This is a genomic window from Shewanella spartinae (genome assembly GCF_019457555.1).
Taxonomy (GTDB): domain Bacteria; phylum Pseudomonadota; class Gammaproteobacteria; order Enterobacterales; family Shewanellaceae; genus Shewanella; species Shewanella loihica.
The window spans coordinates 1,567,076-1,583,398 of sequence record NZ_CP080418.1; the positions used below are offsets into that span (position 1 = coordinate 1,567,076).

Sequence of the window (16,323 nt, forward strand, 5' to 3'; positions counted from 1 at the left end):
CCTCTTTATTGTCCTCAAAACAATTCTACCGTCTCGCCACTTTTTTCAAGGCAAATTGTAATACCAATCACGGTAAGTAAGTGATCAGAAGTAGCGTAGGAAAAACGTTCGAGAATAATGCATGATTTTTCGATAAGTAGTTATTTTACAATTAAAAATAATAACGCCGTTTTCGGGCATTTTAACAAGCTAGCGTGATCAGTTATTTACTAGGATTGGTATGATTAACTTGGCATTTTTATTGCTTGATATTGAGTAGTAAGGGCCAATGAGTCCAAAGCTTAGCGAATAATTGACGCTCGGGTGGCACGTGACATTGTCGTGCCCAAGATGAGTGTTGGAGGAAGCATGCCACAGATGACCCAAATACTCCTATCTAATGTCGAGTCCGGCAAAGAGAAGGGCGGGGTGTTGCCCAGCGCATCAGATGCGAAGTCGACCACAGAGTCAAAGTCAGAAAACAAAGGGTTTTCAGAGGCTTTGGCTAAGGCGAGTGGCCAGGGTGAGGTGAGCTCACAGGCAAAAACGCGCCCACAGTCCCAGGTCGAAAACACGGCTCAACGAGATAACACTGCTAAGACCGATGCTAAGCAGGAGAAGGCGCCCACGCAGGACAAAGACAGTGACGATGTCTCCAACGTGCTGGCGCAGATCCATCTGGCGAACAAGCTGGGGGATGAGGCGGAGATTGCCGCCGACGGCGTCATTTTGCCGCCGGGTGATGCTGATGGTGAGTCATCTGCCGACAATGAGCTGTTTCCTACCTTGGTAAAAGGGGCTAAGGACAAGGTCGATACCGAAAAAGCGGCCTTAGAGGGTATAGATGAGCTGCTTAAACCAGGCGCCGGAGATGATCATATCTTACCCGTCATCAATCCAAATGGCCTGGGGAGTGAGGCGATATTGGCTCAGCTTCCCGAAGATGCTTTAAGTGAGGTGATGGCGCAAACCGGTCTGTCCAAGGATGAGCTGACGGCCTTACCGCCGCAGATGCTCGAAGGGCTTATACATGGCATAGCGGGTAAGAATAAGTCTGGAAATGGTGAGCTTGGTCAAGCTGAGGCGCTAGAGAGTGATGCTGCTAAGCTGGCGGCACTTATTAATGACGCCAAGCAATATCTCTCGGCCATGGCGAGTCAGTCACAGATCAACCTTGCTGCAACTCAAACTGAGCCTTCACAAGGCGTAGGCGGGACCAGTCAGGCGGGACTAAATCAGGTTGGGCTAAATCAGAATGAGATTAGTCAAACAGGCCTAACCTCGGCCAATAACGCGAGCGGCGTGGAAAGTGCCGTTAATGAGAAAGGCGTGAAAGCCATATTGGGTGAAGCCAAGGTTGGTGAGTCTAAGTTTGGTGAAGCTAAGCAAGCTGACGCCAAGCTTGCCGCCGAGCAGGCACAAAATGGTGCTCTGAAGATGACCTCGGGCGCAGAGGGCCGCGATGGCAAAGCCGCGCAGGAGCTGCTGAAGGGCGCTAACCTTGCCGTGACCATGTCGCCAAAGGCCGGTGAAATGCCAGATGCCGCGGCAGATACTAAGCTAAACGCCTTATCTCTACAGGGCTTGCAAGGTGCAAGAAATGAGGCCCTCCCGCAATATCAAGTCTCTATCAAGCCTCAGGGCGAACCTGTGACACAGATGCAGGAGATGATCCATAAGTTCTCGCCCGTGATGCGTCAGCAGCTGGTGGCCATGGTGAGCCAAGGCGTGCAGCAGGCGGAGATTCGCCTAGATCCGCCCGAGCTTGGCCACATGATGGTTCGGGTTCAGGTGCAGGGCGATCAGACCCAGGTGCAGTTTCATGTGACCCAGACCCAGACGCGGGATCTGGTTGAGCAGGCGCTCCCACGTCTGCGGGAGCTACTGGCCGAGCAGGGGATGCAGCTGACCGACAGTAACGTCTCTCAAGGCGGTAAAGAGCAGGGCGGCAATGGCGAGCAAGGCGAGGGAGTGGGCCATGGTCTGTCTGAGATGGATGAAATTTCGGCAGAAGAGAGCCTGTTAGTGTCGAATAACGCAACAAGTTATCGTTCGGGTATAGATTATTACGCGTAAGCAGGTAACCTATAGGTTGGTATGATTGCCCAATCGTTTGATATGCGCTAAAAATCATGACGATGCTGAGTGTGAGCCGAGTGTGATAGGGATAAGAGATGGCGGAAGAAGAATCGTTAGAACTTGAAGAGAATGTAGAGCCTAAGAGCAAGAAGAAGCTCATTATCTTTGCGGCCATTGGTGCACTCTTGGTGGTCTTGCTGGGCGTGGGTGCCTGGTTGTTGCTGTCGGGCGATGAGCCGAGTGATGAGACCATGGCCGAAGGGGAGCAAACCGAGCAGAGCGAGCCGGCCAACAGCCGTGAAGCCTTTTATGTGGGGATGCCGAGACCCTTCCTGTTTAACCTGCCTGGGCAGAATCGCTCCCGTCTGGTGGAGATCAAGGTGCAGCTCATGGTGCGTGGCTCTGACGATGACGTCTTGATCAAGAAGCATATTCCGCTTATCGAGGATGCCCTGCTGACCACCTTTAGTAGTGCCGATGTGCAGAAGCTCAGCTCCCTTGCCGGTAAGGATGAGCTGCGCCAGTTGGCCCTGCTGAATGTACAGAATACCCTGCAACCTGTGACCGGACGTAAAGTGGTTGAAAAGGTGCTGTTTACCGGCTTCGTGATGCAGTAATGCCGGTGATTTATAAGCTAACAAGTATGATAGGACGATATTGTGAGTGATCTATTAAGCCAAGACGAAATTGATGCGCTACTTCATGGTGTCGACGACGTCGAAGAGGAAGAGGTGAGTGACGCGCTCGATGCGCGCGCCTATGACTTTTCATCACAAGATCGTATCGTCCGTGGTCGTATGCCGACCCTGGAGATCGTCAACGAGCGTTTTGCTCGCCATCTGAGGATCAGCATGTTTAACATGATGCGCCGTGCGGCCGAGGTGTCGATCAACGGCGTGCAGATGCTCAAGTTTGGCGAATATGTCCACACCCTGTTTGTACCGACCAGCCTGAATATGGTGCGTTTCAGTCCCTTGAAGGGGACTGCGCTGATCACCATGGAGGCTCGCCTGGTGTTTATTCTGGTGGATAACTTCTTTGGCGGCGATGGCCGTTTTCACGCCAAGATCGAGGGACGGGAATTTACTCCGACAGAGCGGCGCATCGTGCAGCTGCTTTTGAAGATCATCTTCGAAGATTATAAGGAAGCCTGGGCGCCTGTGATGGATGTCGAGTTCGATTATCTCGACTCCGAGGTGAACCCGGCGATGGCTAACATCGTCAGCCCGACCGAGGTGGTGGTGGTGAGCTCCTTCCACATCGAGGTTGACGGTGGCGGCGGTGATTTCCATATCACCATGCCATATTCGATGATCGAGCCGATTCGTGAACTGCTCGATGCCGGGGTACAGAGTGATACTCAAGATACCGACATGCGTTGGTCTCAGGCCCTGAAGGATGAGATCATGGACGTCGAGGTGGGCCTGGATGCCACCATAGTCGAGAAAGAGATCTCGCTGAAGGATGTGATGGGCTTTAAGGCCGGCGACATTATTCCGGTGGAGATGCCCGAATATATCGTGCTGCGGGTCGAGGACCTGCCCACCTATCGCTGTAAGCTGGGGCGTTCGCGCGAGAATCTGGCACTGAATATCCGGGAGAAGATCCCAAGGCCCGAGACGGTAAAGACTGAGCTACAACTTGTGACTAAGAAGAGTAAGTCTCGGGATCTCAACAATATTTAATGGAATGCGTTTAAGGTAGAAATCAATGAGCACAGAAGATACAGGGGACGATTGGGCCGCAGCCATGGCCGAACAGGCGCTGGAGGAGGCTCAGGCGGTCGAACTCGACGAGCTGGCCGATAGCTCAAAGCCGCTGACCGAAGAGGAAGCGGCCAAACTCGATACCATCATGGATATTCCTGTGACCATCTCCATGGAGGTGGGCCGCAGCTTCATCAATATTCGTAACCTGCTGCAGCTCAACCAGGGCTCAGTGGTGGAGCTTGACCGGGTGGCCGGTGAGCCGCTGGATGTGATGGTAAACGGTACCCTGATCGCCCACGGTGAAGTGGTGGTGGTCAACGACAAGTTTGGTATTCGTCTCACCGACGTTATCAGCCAAACTGAGCGTATTAAGAAACTCAAATAAGGAAGGCCTATGGGGACCTCATCCTTGATGGCCGTTGCGGCCGCCGCGACGACTACTCAGGTAACCGGTGAGCGAGAGTCGGCATTGGCCACCATGACCAATATGCTGGGTGGCTTGCTGGTGGTGATCGCCTTGATCTTCCTGCTCGCCTATCTGGTCAAGCGTCTAAAGCTTGTGCCCACCTCCCACGGCGTGCTTAAGACCCTGGCGGTCACACCGCTGGGGCAGAGAGAGAAGATGGTGTTGGTCGAGGTCGATGGCCAACAATACCTGCTGGGGGTCACATCGCAGCAGGTTTCGCTTATCGATAAACTCGATACTCCAATTATCATTGAACAGGACTCCTTTGCCAGCCGTCTGCGTCAGGCAAAGTCATCACAGTCATGAACCCAATAAAAATCATGAAACGGATCTTGACCTCATTCTTGTTACTCCTGGTCGTGATGGCGCCGCAACTGGCGCTGGCCCAGGATGGGATTCTCCCCGCGGTAACTGTCACCACAGGCGCCGATGGCTCGACCCAATATTCGGTGACCATGCAGATATTGCTGCTGATGACCGCGCTGAGCTTCCTGCCCGCCATGGTCATCATGCTTACCTCTTTCACTCGCATCATAGTGGTGCTGTCGATTCTGCGCCAGGCGATCGGCCTACAGCAGACGCCGTCGAATCAGGTGCTGATCGGCATGAGCCTGTTCATGAGTTTCTTCATCATGGCGCCCGTGTTCGACAAGATCTACGATCAGGCGGTCAAACCCTATATGGATGAGGCCATGACCATAGAGCAGGCCTATGACAAGGGCAAGGAGCCGCTGCGGGCCTTTATGTTGGCTCAGACCCGGCTCACGGATTTGGAGACCTTCGTCGAGATCTCTGGCTATCAGAATATTCAATCGCCCGAAGATGCGCCCATGAGCGTGCTGATCCCTGCTTTCATTACCAGTGAACTCAAGACCGCCTTCCAGATAGGCTTCATGCTGTTCGTGCCCTTCCTGGTGCTTGATCTCGTGGTGGCCAGTATCCTGATGGCCATGGGTATGATGATGCTGTCGCCCATGATCGTCTCCTTGCCCTTTAAGATCATGTTGTTTGTGTTAGTGGATGGTTGGAGCCTGGTGATGGGCACCCTGGCCAACAGTTTTGGGATCTAGGAGCCGTTATGACACCCGAAGCCCTCATCGACATCTTTCGTGAAGCCCTCTCGGTTATCGTGACCATAGTGTCGATGATCATCGTGCCCGGGCTGGTGGTGGGTCTGGTGGTGGCGGTGTTTCAGGCGGCGACCTCGATCAACGAGCAGACCCTGAGCTTCCTGCCCCGTCTGCTGACCACGCTCTTTGCCCTGATGATCTTAGGCCATCTGCTGGTGCAGACCATGATGGAGTTTTTCTTGCAGATGGTGAATCTTATCCCTCAGGTGGTGGGCTAGGTATGAATCGCCGCGCCCGCCCGGCTATCGAGCGTCGCTGAGATGGAGATCTTGCTATCGACTATCATGCAGACGCTGTCGGCCTATATGTGGCCGCTGTTTCGAGTGTCGAGCATGTTGATGGTGATGGCGGTATTTGGCGCCAATACCACACCGACCCGTGTGCGCCTGCTGCTTTCGGTGGCGATCACCTTCGCCATCGCCCCCATGTTGCCGGTCAATACCGAGGTCGAGCTATTTTCATTAGGCGCCGTGTTCGTGACCGTGCAGCAGATCTTGATTGGCGTTGCCATGGGGTTTGTCACCTTGCTTATCATGCAGACCTTCGTGTTGACCGGACAGATCATCGGCATGCAGACCAGCTTAGGCTTCGCCTCCATGGTGGACCCCGGCTCAGGCCAGCAGACCCCGGTTATCGGTAACTTCTTCTTGCTGCTGACGACCATGATCTTCTTGGCGGTGGATGGTCATCTGGTGATGATCCGCATGTTGGTGGCCAGCTTCGATACCATTCCCGTGTCCATGGAGGGAATAAGCATCGCTAGCTATCGGCGTCTGGCGGAGTGGGGCGCCTATATGTTCGGTGCGGCGCTGACCATGTCCATCTCGGCGATTGTGGCGCTCTTGCTGATCAACCTCTCTTTCGGGGTGATGACCCGCGCCTCGCCGCAGCTTAACATCTTCGCCATCGGTTTCCCCGTGACCATGGTGAGTGGTTTGATTATTCTCTGGTTGACCTTGACGCCTATTATGGCGCATTTCGACGAGGTCTGGCGTTCGGCCCAGTTGTTGCTGTGCGATCTGGTGCAGCTGCAATGTAGCACTGCTGGGAGCTTCTGATGGCCGATAACGATACCAGTCAGGAGAAGACCGAAGAGGCGACCCCCAGGCGACGCGAACAGGCGCGAGAGAAAGGGCAGGTCGCCCGATCTAAGGAGCTGGGCACCTCAGCTGTGTTGATGTCGGCGGCGGTAGGGTTTGCCGTCATAGGGCCGAGCCTGGGCCAGTCGTTGATGAGCGTGATGACCAAGCTGTTTACCATGAGCAGACAGGAGATCTACGACACCAATAGCCTGTTCAATATCTGGATGATGGTCTTCAAGGAGTTGGCGATCCCTATGGCCAGCTTCGTGCTGTTTCTCGCCTTTATCGCCTTCTTGGGTAACGTGGTGCTCGGTGGGATAACCTTCTCCGCCAAGGCGTTCATGCCCAAGGGTAATAAGATGAATCCCATCAGCGGTTTTAAGCGTATGTTCGGGGTGCAGGCCCTGGTGGAGCTGACTAAGGGGATCGCCAAGTTCTCCGTGGTGGCCCTGATGGCTTATCTGCTGCTGAGCTACTATTTCAACGATATTCTTACCCTGTCCCAGGGGCATCTGCCGGGCAATGTCTATAACGCCCTGGATCTGCTGGTGTGGATGTTTATTGTGCTCTGCTCCTCTACCGTGATCATCGTGGTGATCGATGTGCCGTTTCAGATCTGGAACCACAATAAACAGCTGAGAATGACCAAGCAGGAGATCAAGGACGAGTACAAGGACACCGAGGGTCAGCCTGAGGTGAAGGGCCGGGTGCGTCAGATGCAGCGTGAGATGGCGCAGCGGCGCATGATGGCCGAGGTGCCCAATGCCGACGTGATTGTGGTCAACCCAGAGCACTATGCGGTGGCGGTAAAATATGATGTGACCAAGGCCGCCGCGCCCTATGTGCTTGCCAAGGGGGTAGACGATGTGGCCTTTAAGATCCGTGAGATCGCCCGCGAGCATGATGTCGCCATCGTCTCGGCGCCGCCATTGGCCAGGGCCATCTATCACACCACCAAGATAGATCAGGAGATCCCCGAGGGGCTGTTTACTGCCGTGGCCCAGGTATTGGCTTATGTGTTCCAACTGCGTCAGTATCAGCAAAAAGGTGGTAAGCGTCCGACGCCTATCCCTATCAATCAGCCGATCCCTGATGAGCTAAAATACTAACGCTTTAAGTTGGTTAACTCTTATTTTGCGTCTGTACTGTCTGATATTTGTTCGTTTGTTATCCGCTCGAGTCGCTGCGAACTAAGCCGGCCTTAAGTTGGCGTACTTTTTGCTGAATCCTAGCTAGATGTCAAAGTTCAGGCGCTAGATTGATGGATTTGAAAGCAACGCTCGGTCAGATAAAACAGGTAAAACCCGCCAATTTTAAAGGGATAGGTACGCCCATATTGGTGCTTGCGGCGCTGGCGATGATCGTCTTGCCCATGCCGGCCTTCCTGCTGGATATCCTGTTCTCCTTTAATATCGCCTTGGCCCTGGTGGTCTTGCTAGTGGCCATCTATACCGACCGCCCCCTGGATTTTGCTGCCTTTCCCACTGTGCTGCTGGTTGCTACCCTGCTGCGTTTGGCGCTTAACGTCGCCTCGACCCGTATCGTCTTGCTCGAGGGGCACAACGGTGGCGACGCCGCCGGTAAGGTGATTGAGGCCTTCGGCTCTGTGGTGATTGGCGGTAACTATGCCGTGGGTCTGGTGGTGTTTCTTATCCTGATCATCATCAACTTCGCCGTGGTAACCAAGGGCGCCGGACGTATCTCTGAGGTGAGTGCTCGCTTTACCCTAGATGCCATGCCAGGTAAGCAGATGGCAATCGATGCCGACCTTAACGCCGGGATCCTTAATCAGGATCAGGCCCGTATTCGCCGCGCCGAAGTGACCAAGGAAGCCGACTTCTATGGTGCGATGGATGGTGCTTCTAAGTTTGTAAAAGGCGATGCCATCGCCGGTATCATGATTCTGGTGATCAACATCCTGGGCGGTTTCGTCATAGGTATGGCCCAGCATGGGCTGGACTTCTCCTCTGCGGTCGAGATCTACACCCTGTTGACTATCGGTGACGGCCTGGTGGCGCAGATCCCTGGCCTCTTGCTCTCTATCGCCGCGGCCTTGATGGTGACCCGTCAAAACGAATCTGGCGACATGGGACAGATGGTGATGAGCCAGATGTTCGATAACCCTAAGTCGCTTGCTATCGCCGCGGGCGTCCTGCTGACCATGGGCATAGTGCCTGGCATGCCGCATTTCGCTTTTCTCAGCTTTGGCCTGATCACCGCGGGCGGTGCCTATTTTCTGCATCGTAAGAAAGATCTCGACAGACAACGTGCCCTGGAGATCGCTAAGACCTCACCTGCGACTCCCGGCGATGCCAAGCCTAAAGAGCTTAGCTGGGATGATGTGCAGCAGGTGGACACCATTGGTCTGGAGGTGGGCTATCGTCTGATCCCGCTGGTGGATAAGGGCCAGGGTGGTGAGCTGCTGGGACGTATCAAGGGCGTGCGTAAGAAGCTCTCCCAAGAGCTGGGCTTCTTGGTGCCCGCCGTGCATATTCGCGATAATCTAGATCTCGCGCCAAACACCTATCGTATCTCCCTGATGGGCGTGGCCTCTGGTGAGGCGGATATTCGTCACGATTGTGAACTGGCCATCAACCCAGGTCAGGTCTACGGCAAACTTGATGGTGTCGAGACCACAGATCCCGCCTTCGGCTTGGAAGCTGTGTGGATCGCCCCTGAGCTCAGAGAACATGCTCAGACGCTAGGTTATACCGTGGTGGATGCCGCCACCGTAGTGGCGACTCACCTGAGTCAGCTGTTAACCAATAACGCCTCCAAGTTGCTGGGCTACGAAGAGGTGCAGCAGCTGATGGATATGCTGGCCAAGCATTCGCCTAAGCTGGTCAGTGGCTTCATTCCCGATGTCTTGCCGCTGGGCACTGTGGTCAAGGTGATGCAGAACCTGCTTAACGAAGGCGTGTCGATCCGCGACCTTAAGACCATAGTTCAGACCCTACTCGAGTACGGGCCTAAGAGTAACGATACCGAGGTGCTTACCGCCGCGGTACGTATTGCACTTAAACGCATGATTGTTCAAGAAATAAGCGGCCCAGAGCCGGAAATTCCTGTCATTACTTTGGCGCCTGAATTGGAACAGATGTTGCATCAGTCTATGCAGGCAACGGGAGGCGAGGGGCCGAATATCGAACCTAGCCTTGCCGAGAGGATGCAAAAGTCGTTACTCGACGCATCCCAGCGTCAGGAGATGGTGGGCCAACCAGCCATCCTACTGACATCGGGTATGTTACGTTCGACGCTGTCGCGTTTTGTTAAACATACGATTCCAAATCTGCGGGTGATCTCTTACCAAGAGGTACCCGATGAAAAACAAATTCGCATCGTATCAGCGGTCGGCCAGTAGAGGGTATTTAAGTGAAAATAAAACGTTTTTTAGCAAAAGATATGCGCTCTGCATTGGCCCAGGTGAAAGAGACATTAGGTTCGGATGCGGTGATCATGTCGAACAAAAAAGTTACCGGCGGTATCGAGATCGTCGCCGCGGTAGACTACGATGAGCCTAAGCCGAGTGTGGCGAAAAATGATGCCGCGCCTCTGTCACCCAGCTTTCTCGAGCTGGCCGAGGAGAAGGTTTCCATCGGTCGTCAGCCCATCAAGACAGAGTCAAAAAAACAGCCATCACCCGTGGCCGATTCGCTACAAGCCCTGCTCGAGCGTCAACAAAATCGCGTCAGTCAGCAATTAAGCCAATCGAATGAAGCACTCGAGATGCCTGCCTGGGCCCAGGGATTGAAGGCGCCCAGCGATGAGATGGCCGCGCCTAATATGCATGGCGGCATGCAGGCTAATCCCCATGCCAACACACATGAGAGCCAGAATTTTAACCGTGCTAAGCGTGATAAGAGCGTGCCAGCTAGCGAGCTCGAGTCTATGCGTGAGGAGTTGGCATCACTTCGCAACCTACTGACACATCAGGTGACCTCACTGCTGACCGAGCAGAAGAGTCGTCTGGATCCTGTGGGCGCCATGTTAGAGAGCCGCCTGCTGGACGCCGAGTTTAGCCCAGAGGTCGCCGCCAAGTTATCGGCCCTTAGCGAGCACTATGTACCGGCAGATCTGGTAAAGGCCTTGCCACGCAGCCTGGCAAATATGCTCGACAACCAAGGTGACGACATCGTTCGTCAAGGCGGTGTGGTCGCCTTCGTGGGGCCAACCGGTGTGGGTAAGACGACGAGTGTCGCAAAATTAGCCGCTCGATTCGCCGCGCAGCATGGTTCAGATCAAGTTGCACTCATTACAACGGATCATTATCGCATTGGAGCCTATGAGCAGCTGGCAACCTATGGCAAAATAATGGGGTGCCCGGTCAAGCAAGCTCATGATCTCAATGAGTTGGAACAAATTCTTTATCAGTTCCGCAATCGCAAGCTAGTATTGATAGATACGGCGGGCATGGGACAGAGAGATGTGAGATTGTTCCAGCAACTTGATAATTTAACTGCAAATAGCAGATTACCTATTCGCAGTTATCTGGTACTGTCATCTACAAGTCAAAGAAGAGTGCTTGAAGATGCCGTCGCGCAGTTTACCCGGATTCCATTATCCGGCGCGATTTTGACCAAATTAGATGAATCAGTGGCCTTGGCACCGGCGTTGAGTGTGTTGATTCAAAGCGGATTACCTTTGAGTTATGTCACCGATGGACAAAGAGTGCCAGAAGATATGCAAGTAGCCGACACCTTAGCCTTAGCCAACAAGGCCCTGTCGGTACTCGAAAAGAAAGTGCAACCAATACAGAATAACGAAAGGTCATATGAACAGGCCTACGCATTTGAGTAATATAATGAGTCGGGATCAAGCAAGCGGTTTACGTATGATGAATCAACCATATAACGAAAAAGTAAAAGTAATTGCCGTAACCGGTGGTAAGGGTGGCGTAGGTAAAACCAGCGTATCGATCAATACCGCCGTCTCCCTGGCCGAGAAGGGCAAGCGTGTGCTTGTGCTCGATGCCGACTTGGGCCTGGCCAACGTCGATGTCATGTTGGGCCTAAGAGCCGAGCGCAATCTCTCCCACGTATTATCGGGTGACGCTGACCTTGACGATATTATCGTACGCGGTCCTAAGGGGATTGGCATTATTCCAGCTACTTCTGGCACCCAGGCCATGGTCGAGCTGACACCGGCCCAGCATGCGGGCCTGATCCGTGCCTTCAGCGAGATGAAGACCCAGTTTGATATCCTGGTGGTCGATACCGCGGCAGGTATCTCAGACATGGTGCTCAGCTTCTCTCGCGCCTCTCAAGATGTGTTGGTGGTGGTGTGCGACGAGCCGACCTCTATTACCGATGCCTATGCTTTGATTAAGATTCTTAGCCGTGAGCACGGTGTATTCAGATTTAAGATTGTGGCAAACATGGTCAGAAGTTTGCGAGAAGGGATGGAGTTGTTTGCTAAACTTAGCAAGGTAACCGACCGTTTTCTCGACGTGGCCCTGGAGCTGGTTGCGACTATCCCCTTCGATGAAAACCTTCGCAAATCAGTTCGTAAACAAAAGTTGATCGTCGAGGCATTTCCTAAGTCGCCTGCGTCAATTGCTTATCACGGCCTAGCGAATAAGATTATTAGCTGGCCAGTGCCACAACAACCGGGCGGACACCTGGAGTTCTTTGTAGAGCGATTGGTTCAACGTCCCGAATATCAAGAGGATCGTACGAGTGAGTAAAGCCGCTGCGTATACTTGTTTAGATAACAAAGCTTCTATTGTCGAACAGTATGCACCGTTGGTAAAAAGGATTGCTCACCATTTACTCGCTCGTCTACCCGCCTCGGTGCAATTGGATGATCTGTTACAAGCAGGTATGATGGGCCTGCTTGAAGCCTCGGCCAAGTTCGATGGCAGCAAGGGCGCCAAGTTTGAAACCTTCGCCGGTATACGTATTCGCGGCTCCATGCTCGACGAGATTAGGCGAGGAGACTGGGTACCCAGGTCGGTTCACCGTAATCAGCGACGCATAGCCCAGGTGATTGACGAGCTAGAACAAGAACTTGGACGTGACGCAAAAGACAATGAAATTGCGGATCGACTTGATATGACGCTCGATGAGTACCATCATATTCTTAATGATGTTTCCGTCGGGAAAGTAGTTGGAATTGAAGATCTTGGTGTATCGGTCGATGTAGTAAGACAGGAAGACGATCATCAGGACGACGCATTTGAGTCACTGGCAGAGACACAGTTCCACGAGGCCCTCGTCGAGGCGATTAAATTACTGCCAGAAAGAGATGGATTAGTTTTGTCGTTATATTATGACGAAGCATTAAATTTAAAAGAGATCGGTGCCGTACTTGATGTAAGCGAATCCCGAGTAAGCCAGATACACAGCCAGGCGATGCTCAGACTCAAAGCTAAACTCAAGCATTGGACCAAAATATAACGATTACATGAGCAATATAAAAACAGCTCCGCGGAGGAAACCTTGGACAAGAATATGAAGATTCTCGTTGTTGACGACTTCTCAACAATGAGACGCATCATCAAGAACTTGTTGAGAGACTTGGGTTTTAATAACACTCAGGAAGCAGATGACGGTTCGACAGCCTTGCCTATGTTGCAAAAAGGCGATTTTGACTTTGTCGTGACCGATTGGAATATGCCTGGCATGCAGGGGATCGACCTGTTAAAGGCTATCCGTGCTGATGACAACCTGAAGCACATTCCTGTGTTGATGGTGACTGCGGAAGCGAAAAGGGAACAGATCATTGCAGCGGCGCAGGCCGGTGTGAATGGCTATGTGGTGAAACCTTTTACTGCGGCGACATTGAAAGAGAAGTTAGACAAAATTTTCGAACGACTCGGTTAATCAAGGTTGAGCTATGCAGGCAGAAACTTCAGGGCTGATCAATCTAGCACAGGCCAAGCAACTCGTTGATCTGCTAGAGGCGGGTCAACAAGAGATGGCCGATGAGCTAATTCGCGATATCGCCAGCCCGATTCAGAAAGAGCTGTTTGACGAGGTGGGTCGCCTAACCCGTCAGCTTCACAGTGCCATAGTGGACTTTCAGGTGGACGGTCGCCTCGTGGAGCTGGCCAATAGCGAAATTCCCGATGCCAAAGAGCGCCTCAATTATGTCATCGACATGACGGAGCAGGCCGCCAATAAAACCATGGACGCCGTCGAAGAGTCTCTGCCCCTTGCAGATGCCCTTACCATGAACGTACAGGCCGTTAAGCCTTCCTGGGATCGCCTGATGCGTCGCGATATTCAGCTGCACGAATTTAAGGCGCTTTGCCATGATGTTCAGCAGTTTATCGAACGCAGCGAATCCGATTCCAATCGTTTAAAAGAGTTACTCAACAACATATTGCTGGCCCAGGACTTCCAAGATCTGACCGGACAGATGATCCGCCGGGTGATCGAGCTGGTGCGAGAGGTTGAGAATAACCTGGTCTCTATGTTGACCGTATTTGGCGAGCAGCCCGCAACGGATAAACCCCGTGCATCTGAGAAGTGCGTCGAAGCTGAAGGTCCTATTATGAACGCTGATCAGCGTGATGATGTCGTGACAGGGCAAGATGAAGTCGATGACTTGCTGTCGAGTCTAGGTTTCTAAGTAGGAGTCATATGAATGTCCTTTGATGTTGATGAAGAGATACTGCAGGACTTTTTGATTGAAGCGGGCGAGATCCTTGAGCTTCTCTCTGAACAGCTGGTGGCGTTAGAAAATAACCCCGACGACACCGAACTACTCAATGCCATCTTCCGTGGATTCCATACCGTTAAAGGCGGCGCCGGCTTCTTGAGTCTGACGCCCATGGTGGATGTTTGTCACGAAGCGGAAAACACCTTTGACCTGTTACGCACGGGTAAGCGCAGCGTTTCTGCCGAGCTGATGGATATCATTCTCCAAGCCGTCGACACCATCAACTCTATGTTTGCCGAGACCCAAGCGGGTGTCGAGCAAAGCCCTGCCGATGAAAGCCTGTTAGCTAACCTTAAATTATTGAGCTCTGGTGGTTTACTGCCATCGGAGCAGGGCGGGGCATCAGTTGAAGCCGTTGCCGAAACGCCGGTTGAACCGGCTGTCGAAATACCAGCAGATGATGGTATCGAGCTGTTTGATATGCCGCTCGATGACGGTGTCGAACTGTTCGACGAGCCGGTAAACGATGCGCCCGTGACCTCCATCGCCGGTGAAGGCGACATCGATGAGATCGATGAATCTGAATTCGAAGCCCTGCTCGATGCCCTTCACGGCAGTGGTAAGGGGCCATCAAGTACGGCGCCTGCCGGTGCGGCGCCGATTCAGGCGAGCGATAGCGACGACATAACAGACGATGAGTTCGAGTCGCTGCTCGATGAACTTCATGGCTCGGGTAAATTCCAGGCCCCTTCGGCCCCAATTGCCAAGGTGCCTGAGCCAACCTCGCCGCCGGTGGATGCCGATGAGATCACCGACGATGAATTTGAGAAGCTGCTCGATGAGCTGCATGGCGCCGGTGCCGGCCCTGGCAGTGAGACAAGCAAACCAGTAGCTCCTGCCGCTAAGGCGCCAGCAGCGCCTGCGCCGGATAAAGTCGCCGCCCCTGCGCCAAGTAATGTTAAGGCTCAGAGCGTTAAGGCACAGCCCGTTGAGGCGCCAGCTCCTAAGCCAGTGGTGAAAGAGAAAGCCGCGGCCAAGGCGCCGGCAACTAATATGCCTCAGGCGGAAACCACAGTGCGCGTCGATACCGCGCGCCTGGATCAGATCATGAACATGGTCGGTGAGCTGGTATTGGTGCGTAACCGCTTGCTTAGCTTAGGGATCTCCCGCGATGATGAGGATATGTCTAAGGCGCTGGCGAACCTGGATCTGGTAACTGCCGATCTCCAGGGCGCTGTGATGAAGACGCGCATGCAACCGATCAAGAAGGTCTTCGGTCGCTTCCCTCGCGTGGTGCGTGACTTAGCGCGCAGCCTGAATAAAGAGATCGATCTTCGCATGATAGGTGAAGATACGGATCTGGATAAGAATCTGGTGGAAGCCCTTGCGGATCCTTTGGTTCACTTGGTGCGTAACTCGGTTGACCATGGTATCGAGATGCCTGACGAGCGTGAAGCTAACGGCAAGTCGCGTACCGGGACTATTACCCTTTCTGCCAGTCAGGAAGGTGACCATATCCTGCTCAAGATTGAAGATGATGGCGCCGGGATGGACCCAGAGAAGCTGAAGCAGATCGCCATCAAGCGTGGCGTGCTCGATGAAGACGCAGCGGCGCGCATGTCTGACGAAGAGGCTTATAACCTCATCTTCGCCCCGGGCTTCTCGACCAAGGTGGAGATCTCCGATATTTCCGGCCGTGGCGTCGGCATGGATGTAGTGAAGACGCGTATCACTCAGTTAAACGGTACCGTGCATATCGATTCATTGAAAGGTAAGGGGACTTGCCTGGAGATCAAGGTGCCGCTCACCCTGGCTATTATGCCGACCCTGATGGTGGAAGTGGCTCAGCAGGTATTTGCTCTGCCGCTGTCGAGCGTTAGCGAGATCTTCCATCTGGATCTGACCAAGACCAATGTTGTCGATGGTCAGCTGACCGTCATAGTGAGGGAAAAGGCGGTGCCGCTCTTCTATCTCGAGCATTGGCTGAGTCGTAAGGCGGTGAGCTTTAAGCATGGCGACAAGCAGCACGGCCACGTGGTGATAGTCCAGCTGGGTACTATGCAGATAGGCTTCGTGGTTGACTCCTTGATCGGTCAGGAAGAGGTAGTGATCAAGCCTCTGGGCACCTTGTTACACGGCACCCCAGGCATGGCTGGCGCGACTATTACCTCTGACGGTGGCATCGCATTGATATTAGATGTACCCGGCTTATTGAAACATTACGCCAAGAACAAGAAATAACAGCTAGCGGCACAGTGAGCTAGAGGATCAGCGTG

Annotated in this window: 16 protein-coding genes; all 16 read left to right on the forward strand. The window is 53.3% G+C overall.

Annotated features, from left to right (window positions below; genetic code table 11):
• Positions 1 to 357 precede the first annotated feature (357 nt).
• The 16 genes from K0I31_RS06955 to K0I31_RS07030 all read left to right on the forward strand — a co-directional run bounded on the left by K0I31_RS06955 (position 358) and on the right by K0I31_RS07030 (position 16,288).
• Complete coding sequence (locus K0I31_RS06955) at positions 358 to 2,055, forward strand: flagellar hook-length control protein FliK (protein ID WP_258406586.1); 1,698 nt, start codon at positions 358 to 360, stop codon at positions 2,053 to 2,055.
• Between the two features lie 98 nt (positions 2,056 to 2,153).
• Positions 2,154 to 2,675, forward strand: a complete 522-nt coding sequence (fliL, locus tag K0I31_RS06960; protein WP_144204209.1) for a flagellar basal body-associated protein FliL — start codon at positions 2,154 to 2,156, stop codon at positions 2,673 to 2,675.
• A gap of 42 nt (positions 2,676 to 2,717) precedes the next feature.
• The gene (gene fliM, locus K0I31_RS06965) at positions 2,718 to 3,743 is read left to right on the forward strand and encodes a flagellar motor switch protein FliM (RefSeq protein WP_011865174.1); all 1,026 of its coding nucleotides are present in this window, start codon (positions 2,718 to 2,720) and stop codon (positions 3,741 to 3,743) included.
• A gap of 25 nt (positions 3,744 to 3,768) precedes the next feature.
• Complete coding sequence (gene fliN / locus K0I31_RS06970; RefSeq protein WP_011865175.1) at positions 3,769 to 4,152, forward strand: flagellar motor switch protein FliN; 384 nt, start codon at positions 3,769 to 3,771, stop codon at positions 4,150 to 4,152.
• Positions 4,153 to 4,179: 27 nt separating this feature from the next.
• The gene (gene fliO, locus K0I31_RS06975; RefSeq protein WP_434086920.1) at positions 4,180 to 4,539 is read left to right on the forward strand and encodes a flagellar biosynthetic protein FliO; all 360 of its coding nucleotides are present in this window, start codon (positions 4,180 to 4,182) and stop codon (positions 4,537 to 4,539) included.
• An 11-nt stretch (positions 4,540 to 4,550) separates the two neighbouring features.
• On the forward strand, positions 4,551 to 5,303 hold the full coding sequence (gene fliP, locus K0I31_RS06980) for a flagellar type III secretion system pore protein FliP (RefSeq protein WP_434086921.1): 753 nt from the start codon (positions 4,551 to 4,553) through the stop codon (positions 5,301 to 5,303).
• Between the two features lie 8 nt (positions 5,304 to 5,311).
• On the forward strand, positions 5,312 to 5,581 hold the full coding sequence (fliQ, locus tag K0I31_RS06985) for a flagellar biosynthesis protein FliQ (RefSeq protein WP_011865178.1): 270 nt from the start codon (positions 5,312 to 5,314) through the stop codon (positions 5,579 to 5,581).
• Positions 5,582 to 5,623: 42 nt separating this feature from the next.
• Positions 5,624 to 6,421, forward strand: a complete 798-nt coding sequence (fliR, locus tag K0I31_RS06990; RefSeq protein WP_220073505.1) for a flagellar biosynthetic protein FliR — start codon at positions 5,624 to 5,626, stop codon at positions 6,419 to 6,421.
• Positions 6,421 to 7,554, forward strand: a complete 1,134-nt coding sequence (gene flhB / locus K0I31_RS06995) for a flagellar biosynthesis protein FlhB (RefSeq protein WP_011865180.1) — start codon at positions 6,421 to 6,423, stop codon at positions 7,552 to 7,554. Before fliR ends, flhB begins: the two co-directional genes overlap by 1 nt.
• 152 nt (positions 7,555 to 7,706) lie before the next feature.
• Positions 7,707 to 9,806: a flagellar biosynthesis protein FlhA gene (gene flhA / locus K0I31_RS07000; protein WP_144204212.1), complete on the forward strand. Its 2,100-nt coding sequence runs from the start codon at positions 7,707 to 7,709 to the stop codon at positions 9,804 to 9,806.
• An 11-nt stretch (positions 9,807 to 9,817) separates the two neighbouring features.
• On the forward strand, positions 9,818 to 11,242 hold the full coding sequence (flhF, locus tag K0I31_RS07005) for a flagellar biosynthesis GTPase FlhF (RefSeq protein WP_220080348.1): 1,425 nt from the start codon (positions 9,818 to 9,820) through the stop codon (positions 11,240 to 11,242).
• 4 nt (positions 11,243 to 11,246) lie between these two features.
• Entirely contained in the window at positions 11,247 to 12,128 is an 882-nt protein-coding gene (locus K0I31_RS07010) for a MinD/ParA family protein (protein ID WP_041406542.1), read from the forward strand.
• On the forward strand, positions 12,121 to 12,840 hold the full coding sequence (locus K0I31_RS07015; RefSeq protein ID WP_011865184.1) for an RNA polymerase sigma factor FliA: 720 nt from the start codon (positions 12,121 to 12,123) through the stop codon (positions 12,838 to 12,840). Before K0I31_RS07010 ends, K0I31_RS07015 begins: the two co-directional genes overlap by 8 nt.
• A 42-nt stretch (positions 12,841 to 12,882) precedes the next feature.
• Positions 12,883 to 13,266, forward strand: a complete 384-nt coding sequence (gene cheY / locus K0I31_RS07020) for a chemotaxis response regulator CheY (RefSeq protein ID WP_011865185.1) — start codon at positions 12,883 to 12,885, stop codon at positions 13,264 to 13,266.
• Between the two features lie 13 nt (positions 13,267 to 13,279).
• Positions 13,280 to 14,017 (forward strand): protein phosphatase CheZ, encoded by a 738-nt coding sequence (locus K0I31_RS07025; protein WP_220044748.1) that lies wholly within the window; start codon positions 13,280 to 13,282, stop codon positions 14,015 to 14,017.
• 15 nt (positions 14,018 to 14,032) lie between these two features.
• Entirely contained in the window at positions 14,033 to 16,288 is a 2,256-nt protein-coding gene (locus K0I31_RS07030) for a chemotaxis protein CheA (RefSeq protein ID WP_220080349.1), read from the forward strand.
• Positions 16,289 to 16,323: the final 35 nt, after the last annotated feature.

Excerpts from the sequence above, each read along its gene's own strand:
- K0I31_RS06955 (WP_258406586.1), top strand. The coding sequence starts at position 358 with ATGACCCAAATACTCCTATCTAATGTCGAGTCCGGCAAAGAGAAGGGC.
- fliL (WP_144204209.1), top strand. The coding sequence starts at position 2,154 with ATGGCGGAAGAAGAATCGTTAGAACTTGAAGAGAATGTAGAGCCTAAG.
- fliN (WP_011865175.1), top strand. The coding sequence starts at position 3,769 with ATGAGCACAGAAGATACAGGGGACGATTGGGCCGCAGCCATGGCCGAA.
- fliO (WP_434086920.1), top strand. The coding sequence starts at position 4,180 with ATGGCCGTTGCGGCCGCCGCGACGACTACTCAGGTAACCGGTGAGCGA.
- fliQ (WP_011865178.1), top strand. The coding sequence starts at position 5,312 with ATGACACCCGAAGCCCTCATCGACATCTTTCGTGAAGCCCTCTCGGTT.
- fliR (WP_220073505.1), top strand. The coding sequence starts at position 5,624 with ATGGAGATCTTGCTATCGACTATCATGCAGACGCTGTCGGCCTATATG.
- flhB (WP_011865180.1), top strand. The coding sequence starts at position 6,421 with ATGGCCGATAACGATACCAGTCAGGAGAAGACCGAAGAGGCGACCCCC.
- flhA (WP_144204212.1), top strand. The coding sequence starts at position 7,707 with ATGGATTTGAAAGCAACGCTCGGTCAGATAAAACAGGTAAAACCCGCC.
- K0I31_RS07010 (WP_041406542.1), top strand. The coding sequence starts at position 11,247 with ATGAGTCGGGATCAAGCAAGCGGTTTACGTATGATGAATCAACCATAT.
- K0I31_RS07025 (WP_220044748.1), top strand. The coding sequence starts at position 13,280 with ATGCAGGCAGAAACTTCAGGGCTGATCAATCTAGCACAGGCCAAGCAA.
- K0I31_RS07030 (WP_220080349.1), top strand. The coding sequence starts at position 14,033 with ATGTCCTTTGATGTTGATGAAGAGATACTGCAGGACTTTTTGATTGAA.